Annotated in this window: 9 protein-coding genes; 8 read left to right on the top strand and 1 reads right to left on the bottom strand. The window is 71.2% G+C overall.

Features of this window, described 5'->3' with window-relative positions:
* Positions 1-129: 129 nt before the first annotated feature.
* The 7 genes from IOD14_RS08090 (at position 130) to IOD14_RS08060 (ending at position 12,200) form a co-directional block, all read left to right on the top strand.
* Positions 130-1,980 carry an ABC transporter ATP-binding protein gene (locus tag IOD14_RS08090; RefSeq protein ID WP_123991733.1) on the top strand — a complete coding sequence of 617 codons (1,851 nt, stop codon included), beginning with the start codon at positions 130-132 and terminating at the stop codon, positions 1,978-1,980.
* The gene (locus tag IOD14_RS08085; protein ID WP_212669953.1) at positions 1,977-3,836 is read left to right on the top strand and encodes an ABC transporter ATP-binding protein; all 1,860 of its coding nucleotides are present in this window, start codon (positions 1,977-1,979) and stop codon (positions 3,834-3,836) included. Before IOD14_RS08090 ends, IOD14_RS08085 begins: the two co-directional genes overlap by 4 nt.
* Before the next feature lie 28 nt (positions 3,837-3,864).
* Positions 3,865-5,607, top strand: coding sequence for an ABC transporter ATP-binding protein (locus IOD14_RS08080; protein WP_123992892.1), 1,743 nt, complete (start codon positions 3,865-3,867; stop codon positions 5,605-5,607).
* Entirely contained in the window at positions 5,604-7,358 is a 1,755-nt protein-coding gene (locus IOD14_RS08075; protein WP_212669952.1) for an ABC transporter ATP-binding protein, read from the top strand. Before IOD14_RS08080 ends, IOD14_RS08075 begins: the two co-directional genes overlap by 4 nt.
* 255 nt (positions 7,359-7,613) lie before the next feature.
* Positions 7,614-9,659 carry a M4 family metallopeptidase gene (locus IOD14_RS08070; RefSeq protein WP_212669951.1) on the top strand — a complete coding sequence of 682 codons (2,046 nt, stop codon included), beginning with the start codon at positions 7,614-7,616 and terminating at the stop codon, positions 9,657-9,659.
* Positions 9,660-9,943: 284 nt separating this feature from the next.
* Complete coding sequence (locus IOD14_RS08065) at positions 9,944-11,611, top strand: M4 family metallopeptidase (RefSeq protein WP_123991729.1); 1,668 nt, start codon at positions 9,944-9,946, stop codon at positions 11,609-11,611.
* Between the two features lie 79 nt (positions 11,612-11,690).
* Entirely contained in the window at positions 11,691-12,200 is a 510-nt protein-coding gene (locus IOD14_RS08060; RefSeq protein ID WP_123991728.1) for a DUF1990 domain-containing protein, read from the top strand.
* A 24-nt stretch (positions 12,201-12,224) separates the two neighbouring features.
* Here IOD14_RS08060 and IOD14_RS08055 read toward each other — a convergent pair whose 3' ends face one another.
* Entirely contained in the window at positions 12,225-14,843 is a 2,619-nt protein-coding gene (locus IOD14_RS08055; RefSeq protein ID WP_123991727.1) for a glycosyltransferase family 1 protein, read from the bottom strand.
* A 299-nt stretch (positions 14,844-15,142) separates the two neighbouring features.
* Here IOD14_RS08055 and IOD14_RS08050 point away from each other — a divergent pair, with 299 nt between their 5' ends.
* Entirely contained in the window at positions 15,143-16,345 is a 1,203-nt protein-coding gene (locus IOD14_RS08050; protein ID WP_212669950.1) for a S8 family peptidase, read from the top strand.
* Positions 16,346-16,403 lie beyond the last annotated feature (58 nt).

Genomic DNA, 16,403 nt, shown 5'->3' with positions numbered 1-16,403 from the left:
CTTCCCCCACAGCCTCTCCGCTCTTCCCGTACGACCCCTCGAACACGCAGGTCGTAGGTCCATCGGCCGATTCCGGTCCGGCCAAAACTCGGTGGGCGTTGTCAGTGCCGATCCGTAGGCTCGCAGCTGATGTCCACGACACGTGCAACCACCAAGGACCGATCGGCCGTGAAGACCCTGCTGCGCCTGTGGCCGTTCGTCCGGCCGGTCCGCGCGCGGCTGTTCACCGCCGCCTGTGTGGCGATCCTCGCCTCCTGCACCGGGCTGGTGATCCCGCTCGTCCTGAAGTGGATGGTGGACGGACCGGTCGCCGACGGGGACACGGCGGGCGTGTGGCTGGGGGCGCTGTACCTGCTGCTGCTCGGGTTCGCGGAGGCGCTGCTGTTCGGGCTGCGGCGATGGCTGGTGGCCAGACCGCTCTCCCATGTGGAGGCGGAGATGCGAGCGGGCCTGTACCAGCACCTCCAGCGCCTCCCGGTGGCCTTCCACGACCGCTGGGCGTCCGGCCAGCTGCTGTCGCGGGCCACGACGGATCTCATGCTCCTGCGCATGTTCCTGGCATTCCCGCTGACCTTCCTGCTGGTCAACACCGTCACGATCATCGCCGGCGTGATCATCATGCTGCTCCAGGACTGGACCCTGGGCCTGGTGATCCTCGGCCCCGCGATCCCCGTGATGGTCACCTGCGTGATCTTCGAGAAGCGGTACCACCATGTGGCGCGACTCGCCCAGGACCAGGTCGGCGACCTCACGACGGTCGTCGAGGAGAGCGTGCTCGGCATCCGCATCATCAAGGGTTTCGGCCGCCACCGGTCGCAGGCGCGGGCGTTTCGCGACCTGTCCGGAAAGCTGCGCGGGACCGAGCTGCGCAAGGCGCGGCTGCTGGCCGCGATCTGGGGCGTGATCACCACCCTCCCGGAGGTGGCCATCGCGGCGGCGCTGGTGCTGGGCTGCGTGCAGGTGGCGGACGGCGACCTGTCGGCGGGGACGCTGGTGGCCTTCCTGTCGACGGCCCTCGCGCTCCGGTGGCCGGTGGAGTCGATCGGCTTCCTGCTGGCGATGAGCCAGGAGGCGGCGACGGCGACGGAGCGCTACTTCGAGGCGATGGACGAGGTACCGGAGCAGGAGAGCGCGCCCGTCAGGGACGCGGGACCGTATCGGTCCGCGGCTGCGCCGCCGGGAGCGACGAGCCCGGACCGGCCCGCGGACGGCCTCCGGTTCCACCACGTCCGCTTCCGCTACCCCGACGCCCCCGAGGACTCCCCGCCCGTCCTCGACCTGATCGACCTCCACATCCGCCCGGGCGAGTCCATGGCCCTCGTGGGCGCGACCGGAAGCGGCAAGACGACCCTCACCGCCCTCGTCCCCCGCCTCCACGAGCTCACCTCCGGCCGCATCACCCTGGACGGCGAGGACATCACCGCCATGCCCAGGGAGACGCTGCGCTCGATGGTCGCCGTGGCCTTCGAGGACCCCACCCTCTTCTCGACCAGCGTGGGCGACAACGTCCTGATGGGCGCGGACGAGCACGAACTGGACCGCGCCCTGTCCGTCGCCCAGGCCGGCTTCGTGCACACCCTCCCGCAGGGCACCGGGACCCAGGTCGGCGAACAGGGCCTCAGCCTCTCCGGTGGCCAGCGCCAACGCCTGGCCCTCGCCCGGGCCGTGGTCGGCAAGCCGAGGTTCCTCGTCCTCGACGACCCCCTGTCCGCCCTCGACGTCCACACCGAGGCCGCCGTGGAAGCCGCGCTGCGGGACGTCCTGGCGGACACCACCGCCCTGATCGTCGCCCACCGCCCCTCGACCGTGCAGCTCGCCGACCGCGTCGCCCTGCTGTCGGACGGCCGCGTCACGGCCGTGGGCACCCACCACGAACTCCTGCGCACCAACGCCGAGTACGCCCATCTGATGTCCGGGGCCGGGGAAGAGCCCGGTGACGTGTCCGGGGCGGAGTCCCGGGATGAGGAGGACGCCCGATGACGGCCCCCACGACGTCCGCGCCCACCGCGGACGAGGAACCCGGTCTGCCCGGGCCTAAGGACGGCGACGACGCCTTCGACCACGACCGCCTGCCCGCTCCCCCGAACTCGACCGCCCTCCTGCTGCGGTCCCTGCTCGCCCCCATGAAGGCGCGGGTCGCCGTGACGACCCTCCTGCTGCTGCTCCAGCAGGCGGCCGTGCAGGCGGGCCCGCTGCTGGTGGCGTACGCGATCGACCGGGCCGTCCCCGCGTTCCGGGACCACGACAACGGCCCGCTGATGGCGGTGGGCGCCGGCTATCTGCTGTGCGCGCTGGCCTCCGGGGGACTGCAGTACGCGTTCATCCTGGTCTCCGCGCGCGTGAACCAGGACGTGCTGCTCGACCTGCGGGGCCGGATCTTCCGGCACGCCCAGGCGCTGAGCATCGACTTCCACGAGCGCTACACCTCGGGCCGGCTCATCTCCCGCTCGACCACGGACGTGGAGTCGCTGCGCGAACTGCTCAACGAGGGCCTCCAGGAGCTCGTCACCGTCATCCTGTCCTTCCTGTACATCTCCGCCCTGCTGCTCTGGCTGGACCTCGGGCTCGGCGCGGTCGCGGTGGCGTCCTTCGTGCCCCTGTACCTGCTGGTGCGGAACTACCGGCAGCGGGCGGGCCGGGTGTACCGGAAGCGGTCGACCGCGATCGCCGCCGTGATCGTGAAGTTCGTGGAGACGATGAACGGCATCCGCCCGGTGCGCGCGTTCCGCCGCGAGGCCGCCAACGACGCCGAGTTCGCCGTCCTGAACAAGCGGCACGAGCGGGTCAACGGCGACGCGCTGCTCGAGATGGCCCGCTATGTCGTCGCGTCCCGGCTGGTCGCCAACGCGGCCGTCGCGGGGATCGTGCTGTGGGGCGCCTACCGGGTGGCGCAGGACTCGCTGGAGCTGGGTGTGCTGGCGGCGGCGGTGCTGTACCTGCGGCGGCTGTACGACCCGATCGACCGGCTCGGGATGTTCCTGAACTCCTACCAGTCGGCGGCGGCCTCCCTGGAGAAGATCGCGGGCCTGCTCGCCCAGACCCCGACGGTGCCGGAACCCGAGGCGCCCCGACAGCTTCCGGCCATCGAGTCGGAGCACCCGGGCCGCGAAGTCGTCTTCGACGGTGTCCGCTTCGGCTACCGCAGGGGCGGCGAGGTGCTCCCCCGCTTCGACCTGACCCTGCCCGCCGGGCAGACGGTCGCGGTGGTCGGCTCGACCGGCGCGGGCAAGTCGACGCTCGCCAAGCTGCTGGCCCGTTTCTACGACCCCTCCGAGGGCCGCGTCCTCCTGGACGGCGTGGACCTTCGCGACCTGGCCGTCCCCGAGCTGCGGCGCGGGGTGGTCATGGTGACGCAGGAGGCGTTCCTGTTCTCCGGCACGGTCGCCGAGAACATCGCGATCGGCCGCCCGGACGCCGGCCGCGAGGAGATCGAGCGGGCCGCGAAGGCGATCGGCGCGCACGACTTCATCAGCGCCCTGCCCGACGGGTACGACACGGACGTACGCAAGCGGGGTGGCCGCATCTCGGCCGGGCAGCGCCAACTCGTGGCGTTCGCGCGGGCGTTGCTCGCCGATCCGGCGGTGCTGATCCTGGACGAGGCGACCAGTTCGCTCGACGTCCCGGGCGAGCGGGCCGTGCAGCGCGCGATGGCGACGGTCCTGAAGGGCCGTACGGCCGTGGTGATCGCGCACCGGCTGTCCACCGTGGAGATCGCCGACCGGGTGCTGGTCATGGAGCACGGCCGGATCGTCGAGGACGGCACTCCGGCCGAACTCGTCGCGGGGACGGGCCGGTTCGCGGATCTGCACCGGGCGTGGCGGGACAGTCTGGCGTGAACGACGACATGGGTGACCAGGGGGAATGATGGTCGACGCGTACGAGGACCCCGGCACGCCCGATGTCCGCGGCGGTTGGCGGTACCTGTGGTGGCTGGTGCGCTGCCAGCCGGGGCGGTCGGTGGCCGGGGCGCTGCTGGGCAGCACGTGGATGGTGCTGCTGGCGGCGACGCCGTATCTGATGGCGAAGGCGATCGACGAGGGTCTGGAGCCGGGCGACTGGGGGGCGCTCGCCGGCTGGAGCTTCGCGCTGTTCGCGGTCGGTTCCTTCAACGCCTGGCTGAGCATCATGCGGCACCGCACGATGACCCGGGTGCGGATGGACGCCAACTTCCGCACGGTCAAGGTGGTCGTCGGTCAGGCGGTCCGTCTCGGGGCCGCGCTCTCGCGCCGGACCGGGGCCGGGGAGGTCGTCACGATCGGCGTGGGCGACGTGCAGACGATCGCCGGCGCCCTGACTGTCGTCGGCCCGGGCGTCGGAGCGTGCGTCGCCTATCTGACGGTCGCCGCCCTCCTGGTCGCGGTGTCCCCGGTCCTCGCGGCCGTGGTCCTCCTCGGCATTCCGGCGATCGTCCTTCTCGTGGGCCCCTTCCTGTCCCGCCTCCAGGGTGCCGAGACGGAGTACCGCAACCGCCAGGGCATCCTCACCGCCCGTATCGGCGATCTCGCGAGCGGTCTGCGCGTCCTCAACGGTCTGGGCGGCAAGAGCCTGGTCGCCGACGCCTTCCACCGCGACAGCGGGCACCTGCGGGCCCAGGGCTACCGGGTGGGCGCGGTCACGAGCTGGGTCCAGGCCCTCGGCGTGGGCCTGCCCACCCTGTTCCTCGCCGTGGTCACCTGGCTCGCGGCCCGTCTGGCCGCCCAGGGGGACATCACCGTGGGCGAGTTGGTCGCGGTGTACGGCTATGTCGCCGTCCTGGTGGGTCCGGTGGCGTTCTGGGTGGAGTGCGGGTACCAGCTGAGCCGGGGGGTGGTGGCGGCGAGGCGGGTCGTGGCGTTCCTGCGGCTGGAGCCGCTGGAGGACCGGGGGACGAGGGACGCTCCGGCGGAACCGTCGGTGCTGCACGACCCGGAGTCGGGTGTACGCATCCTTCCGGGCCGCATGACGGCACTGACCTCTGCGCATCCGGCGGACACGGCAGCGGTGCTGGACCGGCTCGGCCGCTACACCCCGTCGCAGGCGACCTGGGCCGGAGTCCCGATGGACGAGATCAGGCTGCCCCGGATCAGGGAGCGGATCTTGCTGGCGGACCACGAGGCAGACCTGTTCGCGGGAACTCTGCGTGAGGTGATCGCGCCCCAAAGGGGGGCGGGGCCGGGTCGATCTGCGGCTGCGCCGCGGGGCGCGACCGGCCCCCACTCGGCCGCAGCCGCGATACACGCAGCCGTGGCGGACGACATCGTGCAAGGCCTCCCGGACGGCCTCGATTCCCCCGTCGACGCCCAGGCCCGCAACCTCTCCGGCGGGCAGCGCCAACGCATCCGACTGGTGAGGGCCCTCCTCGCCGACCCGGAGATCCTCCTCGCCGCGGAACCCACCTCCGCCCTGGACGCCCACACGGAGGCCCTCGTGGCAGACCGGCTCAAGACCGCGCGGAGCGGCCGTACGACGGTCGTCACCTCCACCTCGCCCCTGATGCTCGACCACGCCGACACGGTCCACTACCTGGTCGACGGCAAAGTCGCGGCGTCCGGCACCCATCAGCAACTCCTCACCGAGGAACCGGGATACCGCGCCCTGGTCGCCCGGGACGTGGAGGTCGCGAAGTGAGCAAGGGCCACCTCCCGGTCGCCGACCAGGCCACCGTCCGGCGTGCCTCCGTCCGGCTGATCCGCAAGGACACCCGCGCCTTCACCGCCGTCCTCGCGCTGAACGCGGCCGCCGCCCTCACCGGTCTCGCCGGCCCCTGGCTGCTCGGCCGGATCATCGACGAGGTCCGCGCCGGCGAGGGCGTGGCCGCGGTGGACCGGCTCTCCCTGGTCCTCGTGGTGTGCGCGGGCACCCAGCTGCTCCTCGCCCGCTTCGCCCGCTACGTCGGCCACCGCTTCGGCGAGCGCACCCTCGCCCGGGTCCGCGAGGAGTTCGTGGACCGCGTGCTGGCCCTGCCCGCCTCCGTCGTGGAACGTGCGGGCACCGGCGACCTCACCGCCCGCGGCACCGCGGACGTCGCCACGGTCGGCACCACGCTCCGCGACGCCGGACCCGAACTGCTCATCAACTCGGTGCAGTTCCTGTTCCTGCTCGCCGCGGTGTTCGTCCTCGACCCGCTCCTCGGCGCGGTCGGGGTGTTCGGTCTGCTGCCCATCTGGTTCGTGCTGCGCTGGTACCTGCGGCGGGCGAGGGACGGTTATCTGGCCGAGGGCGAGGCCACCTCGGAGGTCGCCGAGATCCTCGCGGCCACCGCGTCCGGCGCCCGAACGGTCGAGGCACTGCGGCTCGAGGAGCGACGCGTGCGGGCGAGCCGGGAGGCCCTCGACACGGCCCGCCGCACCCGGCTGTACACGCTCTACCTGCGCAGTGTGTTCTTCCCCGTGGTCGAGGTGGCGTACATCCTGCCCGTGGCCGGCGTGCTGCTGGTGGGCGGGATGCTGCACGCGCAGGGCGTGATGAGCCTGGGCTCGGTGGTGGCGGCCGCCCTGTATCTCCAGCAACTGGTCAACCCGCTCGACCAGATCCTGGTGCGGGTGGAGCAACTCCAGTCCAGCGGAGCCTCGTTCGCGCGCGTGGAGGGCCTCGCGGCAGCGCCACGGGCCTCCGTCGAGGACTCCCCCGCCCCCGCCGACGACCGCATCGACGTGACCGGCGTGCGCTACTCCTACGGCCGCGGCGGCGAGGTCCTGCACGGCGTCGACCTGACCGTGCGCCCCGGTGAGCGGCTCGCGGTGGTGGGCCCGTCCGGTGCCGGGAAGACCACGCTGAGCAGGCTGCTCGCGGGCGTCGACGCGCCCACCTCCGGTTCGGTGACCGTCGGCGGGGTCCCGGTCGTCGGCCTGGACCCCGAGCAGCTGCGCCGCCAGGTCGTCCTGGTCACCCAGGAGCACCATGTCTTCCTGGGCACGGTCCGCGACAACCTCCTCATCGCCGAACCCGGCGCCGGTGACGAGGAGTTGTGGGCCGCCCTGACCGCCGTGGGGGCCGACGGGTGGGTGCGGGAGCTACCCGAGGGGCTCGACACCGGGCTGGGTGAGGAGGGTTGCCGTACGGACGGCTCGCAGGCGCAGCAACTCGCGCTGGCGCGGGTGGTGCTGGCGGACCCGCACACACTGATCCTGGACGAGGCGACCGCGCTGCTCGATCCCACGACCGCACGGCACACCGAGCGCGCCCTGGCCGCCGTACTCGAGGGGCGCACGGTCATCGCGATCGCGCACCGGCTGCACACCGCGCACGACGCGGACCGGGTGGCGGTGATGGAGGACGGCCTGCTGACCGAACTGGGCACGCACGAGGAGCTGGTGGCGGCGGGCGGGGCGTACGCGGCGCTGTGGGGGTCGTGGCACGGAGCGCCGGGCGGCAGCTGATCCCACGGGACCGTATATCGAACATGAACGACCGGACAACGGACTGTTTCCGGCCAAGTTTCTGACGCGCTCCTGACAGTACGGGCTTTCCGGTGCCACTCTTCCCACGGCCGCTTCACAGCAACCTCACAGATCTCTCTTGCTGTGGCCTGTTCGCGGCCGTCCGCACCTCGTTCCGCGTACCGCCCGGACGGTCGACCCACCGTCCGGTCTCCCCTGGCCGTGTGATCCGCGGCCGCGCAGAAGGAGTCAGTGTTGAGAGACAGTTCCTCCCACAGACGCGCCCCCCACACCCCGCACCGCAAGGCCGCCGCCGTGGCCCTCGTCGGTGTCTCCGCCCTGATCGCCGCGGCCGTCCAGTCGGGCGCCGCCACCGCAGCCCCGGAGAAGGCACCGTCGGCCGCGAGCAAGGTGATCCCGGGCGCCGAGTCCCTCAAGCTCACCCCCGCCCAGCGCGCCGAGCTGATACGCAAGGCGAACGCCGGCAAGGCGGACACCGCCGAGGACCTCGGTCTGGGCGCCAAGGAACAGCTGGTCGTCCGTGACGTGGTCAAGGACGGCAACGGCACGCTCCACACCCGCTACGAGCGCACCTACGACGGCCTGCCCGTCCTCGGCGGCGACCTCGTCGTGGAGACCACGAAGTCCGGGGCGACCGAGGGCGTCGTGAAGGCGACGGCCAAGGCCATCAAGCCGGCCACCACGACCGCGGCCCTGCCCGCCGCCAAGGCGGAGAAGCAGGCGCTCACGCTCGCGAAGGCCGCCGGCGCCGACAAGGCCGACACCAACCGCGCCCCGCGCAAGGTGATCTGGGCCGGCAACGGCACCCCGACCCTCGCGTACGAGACGGTCGTCGGCGGCCTCCAGGAGGACGGCACGCCGAACGAACTGCACGTGATCACGGACGCGGCGACCGGCGCGAAGCTCTACGAGTACCAGGGCATCGAGACCGGCACCGGCAACACCATGTACAGCGGCACGGTCACCCTCGGCACCACCCAGTCCGGGTCGACGTACAACCTGACCGACGGGGCGCGCGGCAGCCACAAGACGTACAACCTCAACCGCGGCACCTCCGGCACCGGCACCCTCTTCTCGGGCCCGGACGACGTCTGGGGCAACGGCAGCGCCTCCAACACGGAGACCGCGGGCGCCGACGCGCACTACGGCGCCGCGCTCACCTGGGACTACTACAAGAACGTGCAGGGGCGTTCGGGCATCCGCGGTGACGGGGTCGGGGCGTACTCCCGCGTCCACTACGGCAACAACTACGTCAACGCGTTCTGGTCGGACAGCTGCTTCTGCATGACCTACGGCGACGGGTCGGGCAACACCCACCCGCTGACGTCGATCGACGTGGCCGGTCACGAGATGACCCACGGCGTCACGTCGAACACCGCGGGGCTCAACTACTCGGGCGAGTCCGGCGGTCTGAACGAGGCGACCTCCGACATCTTCGGCACGGCCGTCGAGTTCTACGCCAACAACTCCTCGGACGTCGGTGACTACCTCATCGGCGAGGAGATCGACATCAACGGCGACGGCACGCCGCTGCGTTACATGGACAAGCCGAGCAAGGACGGCGCGTCCAAGGACAGTTGGTACTCGGGGATCGGGTCGGTGGACGTCCACTACTCGTCCGGCCCGGCGAACCACTTCTTCTACCTCCTGTCGGAGGGCAGCGGCACCAAGACCATCAACGGTGTCACCTACAACTCGGCCACCTCGGACGGCCTTCCCGTCACCGGCATCGGCCGGGACAAGGCGGAGAAGATCTGGTTCCGCGCGCTGACCACGAAGTTCACCTCGACGACCAACTACGCGGGCGCCCGCACCGGCACCCTCGCGGCGGCCGGTGAGCTGTACGGCACGACGAGCGCCGAGTACACGGCCGTGGCGAACGCCTGGGCGGGCGTGGCGGTCGGTTCGCGTCCGGGCGGCGGCGGTGGCGGCACCTCCTTCGAGTCCACCACCGACGTATCGATTCCGGACAACGGGGCGGCGGTCAACTCGCCGATCACCGTGTCGGGGCGTACGGGCAACGCGCCGTCGAACCTCGCGGTCTCGGTCGACATCGTGCACACCTACATCGGTGACCTCCGGGTGCAGCTGATCGCCCCCGACGGCACGGCGTACACGCTGAAGGCGTACGGCACCGGCGGCAGCACCGACAACCTCAGCACCACGTACACGGTGAACGCCTCCTCCGAGGTCGCCAACGGGACCTGGCAGTTGCGGGTCCAGGACAACGCGGCCCAGGACACCGGCTACATCAACAGCTGGAAGCTCACCTTCCCGTAGTCCGGTACGCACAGGGACAGGGCGCCGCCCCGGAGGTTCGACTCCCCGGGGCGGCGCCCTCTTTTTGCCAGTCCATGACCGACGTCCTGTTGGCGCTTTACCCAGGTCAACTCGCTTTACATGCCTGCAATGTTCATCCAGCCGTCGACTTTCAGCCAACATCACTTGGGGGTCATGACATGTACGCGCCTTGATGCCACGCTTCCTCACAACCGCCGCACAACTTCACAACCACCCCGGAAGGCAACCCCACGCCCTCCGGGCTCCCCCACGAAGGAGCTTGTGTGACCCCCCTCTACGCGCGTCACAAGCGCACCACCCTGGCCATCGCCACCGCGGTCGCGGCCGGGGCCCTTCTCACCACCGGTATGACCGCCGGTGCCGCCTCCGCCCAGACCCCGGCGGAGTCGAGCGGCAAGGCCACCCTCGCCGCCGCCCCGCTGCAGCTGTCCTCGGCCGCGCGCACCTCGCTCATCAAGGAGCGCCAGGCCACCGCCGCCGACACGGCCCAGGAGATAGGCCTCGGCACCAAGGAGAAGCTGGTCGTCAAGGACGTCGTGAAGGACGCCGACGGCACGGTCCACACCCGCTACGAGCGCACCTACGCGGGCCTGCCGGTCCTCGGCGGCGACCTCGTCGTCCACGAGTCGAAGTCCGGTGCGACCCAGGGCGTCTCCAGAGCGACCAAGGCCACCATCAAGGTCGCCTCCCTGACCCCGAAGCTCACCGTCGCCAAGGCCGAGAAGCAGGCCCTGACCGTCGCCAAGGCCGCGGGCTCGGACAAGGCCGCCGCCGACGGCGCGCGCAAGGTGATCTGGGCCGGCAACGGCACCCCCGTCCTCGCCTACGAGACGATCGTCGGCGGCTTCCAGGACGACGGCACCCCGAACCAGCTGCACGTCATCACCGACGCCGCCACCGGCAAGAAGCTCTTCGAGTACCAGGGCATCGAGAACGCGACCGGCACCGGCAAGAGCCTGTACTCGGGCACGGTCAGCCTGGAGACGACCCTCTCGGGCTCGACGTACCAGCTGACCGACGGCACCCGCGGCAGCCACAAGACGTACAACAAGTCGCACGGCACCAGCTCCTCCGCGGGCACCCTGTTCACGGACGCCGACAACGTCTGGGGCACCGGCGCGGCCTCCAGCTCCACCACCGACCAGACGGCGGCCGTCGACGCCGCCTACGGCGCGGCCGAGACCTGGGACTTCTACAAGTCCACCTTCGGCCGCAGCGGCATCAAGAACAACGGCGTCGCCGCCTACAGCCGCGTCCACTACGGCAACGCGTACGTCAACGCGTTCTGGGACGACAGCTGCTTCTGCATGACGTACGGCGACGGCGAGGGCAACGTCAACCCGCTGACCTCGCTGGACGTGGCCGGCCACGAGATGAGCCACGGCGTCACCTCGAACACGGCGGGCCTGAACTACTCGGGCGAGTCCGGCGGCCTCAACGAGGCGACCTCGGACATCTTCGGCACGGGTGTGGAGTTCTTCGCGAACAACTCCAACGACGTCGGTGACTACCTCATCGGCGAGGAGATCGACATCAACGGCGACGGCAGCCCGCTGCGCTACATGGACAAGCCCAGCAAGGACGGCGGCTCGGCGGACTCCTGGTCCTCGTCCGTCGGCAACCTGGACGTCCACTACTCGTCCGGCGTCGCGAACCACTTCTTCTACCTGCTGTCCGAGGGCAGCGGTGCGAAGACGATCAACGGCGTGTCCTACAACTCGCCGACGTCCAACGGCTCCACGGTCACCGGCATCGGCCGCGCCAAGGCGCTGCAGATCTGGTACAAGGCGCTGACGACGTACTTCACGTCGACGACCAACTACAAGGCGGCCCGCACCGGCACGCTCTCGGCGGCGTCGGCCCTGTACGGCTCCACCAGCACCGAGTACAAGGCGGTGGCGGCGGCGTGGTCCGCGGTCAACGTCAGCTAGTGGTCCCGAGGGACTGAGTTGCTGACGGGCGGTACCCGGAACGAAGGCATTTCCGGGTACCGCCCTACTCTTGGGTCCCATGTCCTTCACGTACGACGACGTCGGCGCGACCCGGCGGAGCGGCTTCTGCCCGCCCGGCTTCCACCCCCTCCACGTCCGCACGCGCATAGGCGAGGGCCACGACGTCTTCCGGAAGGCCTCCGAAGCGGTCCTGACCTGGGAGATGCACCGCGCGCTCGGCGTCGGCATCGACACCACCGCCGACCGCGCGGCCCCCGACGTGGACGTGACGGTCACCCTGGCGGGCGTCATCAAGGCACCCTGCCGAGTCGTCTGGACGGTCGAGGAACACCGCCGCGCGGGCTGGGCCTACGGCACCCTCGCCGGCCACCCGGAATGCGGCGAGGAATCCTTCGTCGTCGACCGCACGGGCGACGGCACGGTATGGCTGACGGTGTCGGCCTTCAGCAGAGCCGCCAAGTGGTACTCCCGGGCGGGCGGCCCTGCGACCAGAGGCCTGCAGCACGCGTACGCCCGTAAGTGCGGGACGGTGCTGCGGAAGCTGTGCGGAGGGGAGGACGCGGGCTGAGCGCGGAGCCCGCGCCCCCGTCGTTCACCGCATCAGCACCCCCGCCCCCTCCACCACCTCCTCCGAAGGCACCGCCACCAGGCCCAGTTCCGCGCCCGAGGCCAGCAGGCGGTGCGAGGGCAGGATGCGGACCGTATAGCCGAAGGGGCCCGTGCGATCCAGGGACAGGGGGCCCTCGTAGAGCCAGCGGCCCTCGTGGTCCGGGCCGCCCACCGGTTTCAGCGGGACCGTCGCCGCGTCCGCGATGCGGTCCTCCTCGTCCACGCGGCCGGAGACCGCCTGGACCTCCACGTCGTCGGGGCCGAGGGCGCCCAGGCCGACGCGGACCCGCAGGCCGAGCGTGGTGCCGAGTTCGGCCGTGGTCGTCGCGGCGGTCGTCTCGACGTGGTCGACCGTCACGCCGTGCCACTCGGCCCGCACCCGCGACTTCCAGTCCGCCAGCTCGCGCGCCGCGTCCGGAGCCATGGTGCGGTGGGCGTGGGCCGCGGGGGCGTACAGCCTCTCGACGTACTCGCGGACCATGCGGCCCGCCAGGACCTTCGGGCCCAGCAGGGTCAGCGTCTGGCGGACCATCTCGATCCAGCGGTCGGGCAGGCCGCCCTGGCCGTGCTCGTAGAAGCGGGGGGCCACCCGCTGTTCGAGGAGGTCGTAAAGGGCGTCGGCCTCTATGTCGTCGCGCCGGTCGGAGTCCGTGCCCGAGCCGTCGGCCGTCGGGATCGCCCAGCCGAAGTCGGGCTGGAACCACTCGTCCCACCAGCCGTCGAGGACGGACAGGTTCAGGCAGCCGTTCAGGGCCGCCTTCATCCCGGACGTACCGCACGCCTCAAGCGGACGCAGGGGATTGTTCAACCAGATGTCGCAGCCCGGGTACAGCTTCTGTGCCATCGCCATGCCGTAGTCGGGCAGGAAGACGATCCGGTGGCGCACCCGCGGATCGTCCGCGAACCGCACCAGCTCCTGGACCAGGCGTTTCCCGCCGTCGTCCGCCGGGTGCGCCTTTCCGGCCACCACGATCTGGATCGGGCGCTCGGGGTGCAGGAGCAGGTCCATCAGGCGGTCGCGGTCGCGGAGCATCAGGGTCAGTCGTTTGTACGACGGGACGCGGCGCGCGAATCCGATCGTCAGGACGTCCGGGTCCAGCACCCCGTCGATCCAGCCCAACTCCGCCGTGCCGGCACCGCGTTGGCGCCAGGACGCCCGCAGCCGGTCCCGCACCTCCACCACCAGCTGCTCGCGCAGATCGCGGCGCAGGTCCCAGATGTCCTGATCGGGGATGTCGCCCACGGCGTCCCAGCGGTCCGAGCCGCCGACGGTCAGTGCGTCCTCGGTGCGCTGGGCGCCGATCTGCCGGGCGCCGAGCCGGAGCACCTCGGGGGCGACCCAGGTCGGGGCGTGCACCCCGTTGGTCACGGAGGTGATCGGCACCTCCTCGGGGTCGAATCCCGGCCAGAGTCCGGAGAACATCTCCCGGCTGACCTGCCCGTGCAACAGCGAGACCCCGTTGGCGCGTTGGGCCAGGCGCAGGCCCATCACGGCCATGTTGAAGAGGTTGGGTTCGCCGCCGGGGTAGGTCTCCATGCCGAGGGCGAGGATCCGGCCCACGTCCATGCGCGGGAGCTCGGCGTCGGGGCCGAAGTGCCGGGCGACCAGCTCGCGGTCGAAGCGGTCGATGCCGGCCGGGACGGGGGTGTGCGTGGTGAACACCGTCCCCGCGCGGACCGCCTCCAGCCCCGCGTCGAAGTCCAGCCCCTGGTCGCAGAGTTCGGCGATCCGCTCCAGGCCGAGGAAGCCGGCGTGCCCCTCGTTGGTGTGGAAGACCTCGGGTTCGGCGTGGCCGGTCAGCCGGCAGTACGTCCGTACGGCCCGGACACCCCCTATGCCGAGGAGCATCTCCTGGAGGAGCCGGTGCTCGCTCCCGCCGCCGTACAACCGGTCGGTCACCCCGCGTTCGCCGAGGTCGTTCTCCTCGACGTCGGAGTCCAGCATCAGCAGGGGCACCCGGCCGACCTGGGCGAGCCAGATCTTGGCGTGCAGCTGTTTGCCGCCGGGCAGGGCCAGCGACACCTGGGCCGGGGTGCCGTCGGCCTCCCGCAGCAGCGCCACCGGCAGTTCGTTGGGGTCCAGGACCGGATAGTGCTCCTGCTGCCAGCCGTCCCGCGACAGGGACTGGCGGAAGTAGCCGTGGCGGTACAGCAGACCGACACCGATCAGCGGTACGCCCAGGTCACTGGCCGCTTTCAGGTGGTCGCCGGCCAGGATGCCCAGACCGCCGGAGTACTGCGGCAGGGCGGCCGTGATGCCGAACTCGGGCGAGAAGTAGGCGACGGCGGACGGGAGTTCACCGGTGTGCGCCTGGTACCAGCGCTCACCGGTGACGTAGTCGTGGAGGTCGTCGGCGACCGCGGTGAGCCGGCGCAGGAAGCGGCGGTCCTCGGCGAGTTCGGCGAGCCGGGCGGGGCGCACGCTGCCGAGCAGACGTACGGGATCACCGCCCGACGCGGCCCAGTGCTCCGGATCGACGGACTGGAAGAGGTCGCGGGTCTCCGCGTGCCAGGACCAGCGCAGATTGCGCGCCAGATCGCTCAGCGGCCGCAGGGCATCGGGCAGTACGGGTCGGACGGTGAATCGACGGATAGCCTTCACTTGCCACCTCGTCAGGCGTGCGGAGGGGGACACACGGCGGTGTGGGTCCCGTCGTCAACCTCGACCGTATCCGGGCGGGGGGTCTCGTCACCACGGCGCCGTTCCGGCTGGAACAGACCAAAAATCGCCGCAACCCCCCTGGATCCCCCATAGCCGATATGGCCGATTCCCTTCCCATAGGCCTCCTTGTGGTACTTCGCACCGCACGAGAGGCTTCCCCATGGCGTACCGGCCGACGCCGGGTGCACCCGGCGCGCCGCGGCTGCCGTACGCCGCGTCGAGGAGGGGAACTCAAAGCCATGGCACGGACGCGAGATCGGCGTCTGCGCTGGGTGGGGGGTCTGACCGCGGTGAGCTGTGCCGCCGCACTTTCGGCCATCACCCTGCCCGCGCACGCCGCACAGGAGGGGCGGATACTCGGCGCCGGAGAGGCCGGTTCCGTCAGCGGGAGTTACCTGGTGACACTCAAGGGGGGAACGAAGGCCCCGTCGGCGACCGGAAAAGGCGTCGCCGAGAAGTACGGGGCGAGAATCAGCCATACCTACGGCACGGTACTCAACGGTTACGCCATCCGGGCCGACGAGAGACAGGCCGGGCGGCTCGCGGCCGACCCACGGGTCGCCTCGGTCGTGCAGGACACCCGGGTGACCCTGGAGGGCACCCAGAAGAACCCGCCGTCCTGGGGGCTGGACCGCGTCGACCAGCCGAAGCCGTCGTTGGACAGGTCCTACAGCTGGCCGAGGTCCGCGGGCGCCGGGACGACGGTGTACGTGATCGACACCGGCATCCGGATCTCCCACAAGGACTTCGGGGGCCGAGCGGCCTACGGCTGGGACTTCGTCGGGGGCGACCGAACCGCGGGGGACGGCAACGGCCACGGCACCCACGTGGCGGCCACCGTCGCGGGCACCGGGTACGGCGTGGCCAAACAGGCCAGGGTGGTCGCCGTACGCGTCCTCGACAACGCCGGATCGGGCACGACCGCCCAGGTCATCGCGGGTATCGACTGGGTGACGAAGAACGCGCGCAAGCCCGCGGTCGCCAACCTCAGCCTCGGCGGCCCCCACAACGCCCAGTTGGACGCCGCCGTACGCACCTCCATCGCGTCCGGGGTGACCTACACGGTCGCCGCGGGCAACGACGGACTGCCGGCCGGGCTCTACTCCCCCGCCGATGTTCCGCAGGCGATCACGGTCGGCGCGACCGACCGGACGGACGCGCGGGCGGGTTTCTCCAACTACGGCTCGGCCGTCGACCTGTTCGCACCGGGGGTCTCGATCACCTCGGCGGGCATCGCCGGCGACACCGCCAGGAAGACCTGGTCGGGTACGTCGATGGCCACCCCGCACGCGGCGGGCGCGGCCGCGCTGTACCTGGCCGAGCACCCGGCGGCCACTCCGGCACAGGTTGGCAGGGCACTGGTGAAACTGGCGATCTCCGGGAAGGTGTCCGGTAGGGGAGCCGGTTCGCCGGACAAACTTCTTCAGGTGCCGCGTTCCTGAGGGAAGTGTCCGCAGACCGGTCCCGTTCGGCCAGAACGGGGCCGGTCTTGTGTGCAGA

Origin of the sequence: Streptomyces sp. A2-16 (genome assembly GCF_018128905.1) — a bacterium.
GTDB lineage: Bacteria > Actinomycetota > Actinomycetes > Streptomycetales > Streptomycetaceae > Streptomyces.
Note: the sequence above shows the minus strand (reverse complement) of the source record. Positions and strands in the feature narration are given on the sequence as shown.

Bases quoted from the DNA above. Each gene is read 5' to 3' on its own strand.
- IOD14_RS08090 (WP_123991733.1), top strand. From the start codon at position 130: ATGTCCACGACACGTGCAACCACCAAGGACCGATCGGCCGTGAAGACC.
- IOD14_RS08085 (WP_212669953.1), top strand. From the start codon at position 1,977: ATGACGGCCCCCACGACGTCCGCGCCCACCGCGGACGAGGAACCCGGT.
- IOD14_RS08080 (WP_123992892.1), top strand. From the start codon at position 3,865: ATGGTCGACGCGTACGAGGACCCCGGCACGCCCGATGTCCGCGGCGGT.
- IOD14_RS08060 (WP_123991728.1), top strand. From the start codon at position 11,691: ATGTCCTTCACGTACGACGACGTCGGCGCGACCCGGCGGAGCGGCTTC.
- IOD14_RS08050 (WP_212669950.1), top strand. From the start codon at position 15,143: ATGGCACGGACGCGAGATCGGCGTCTGCGCTGGGTGGGGGGTCTGACC.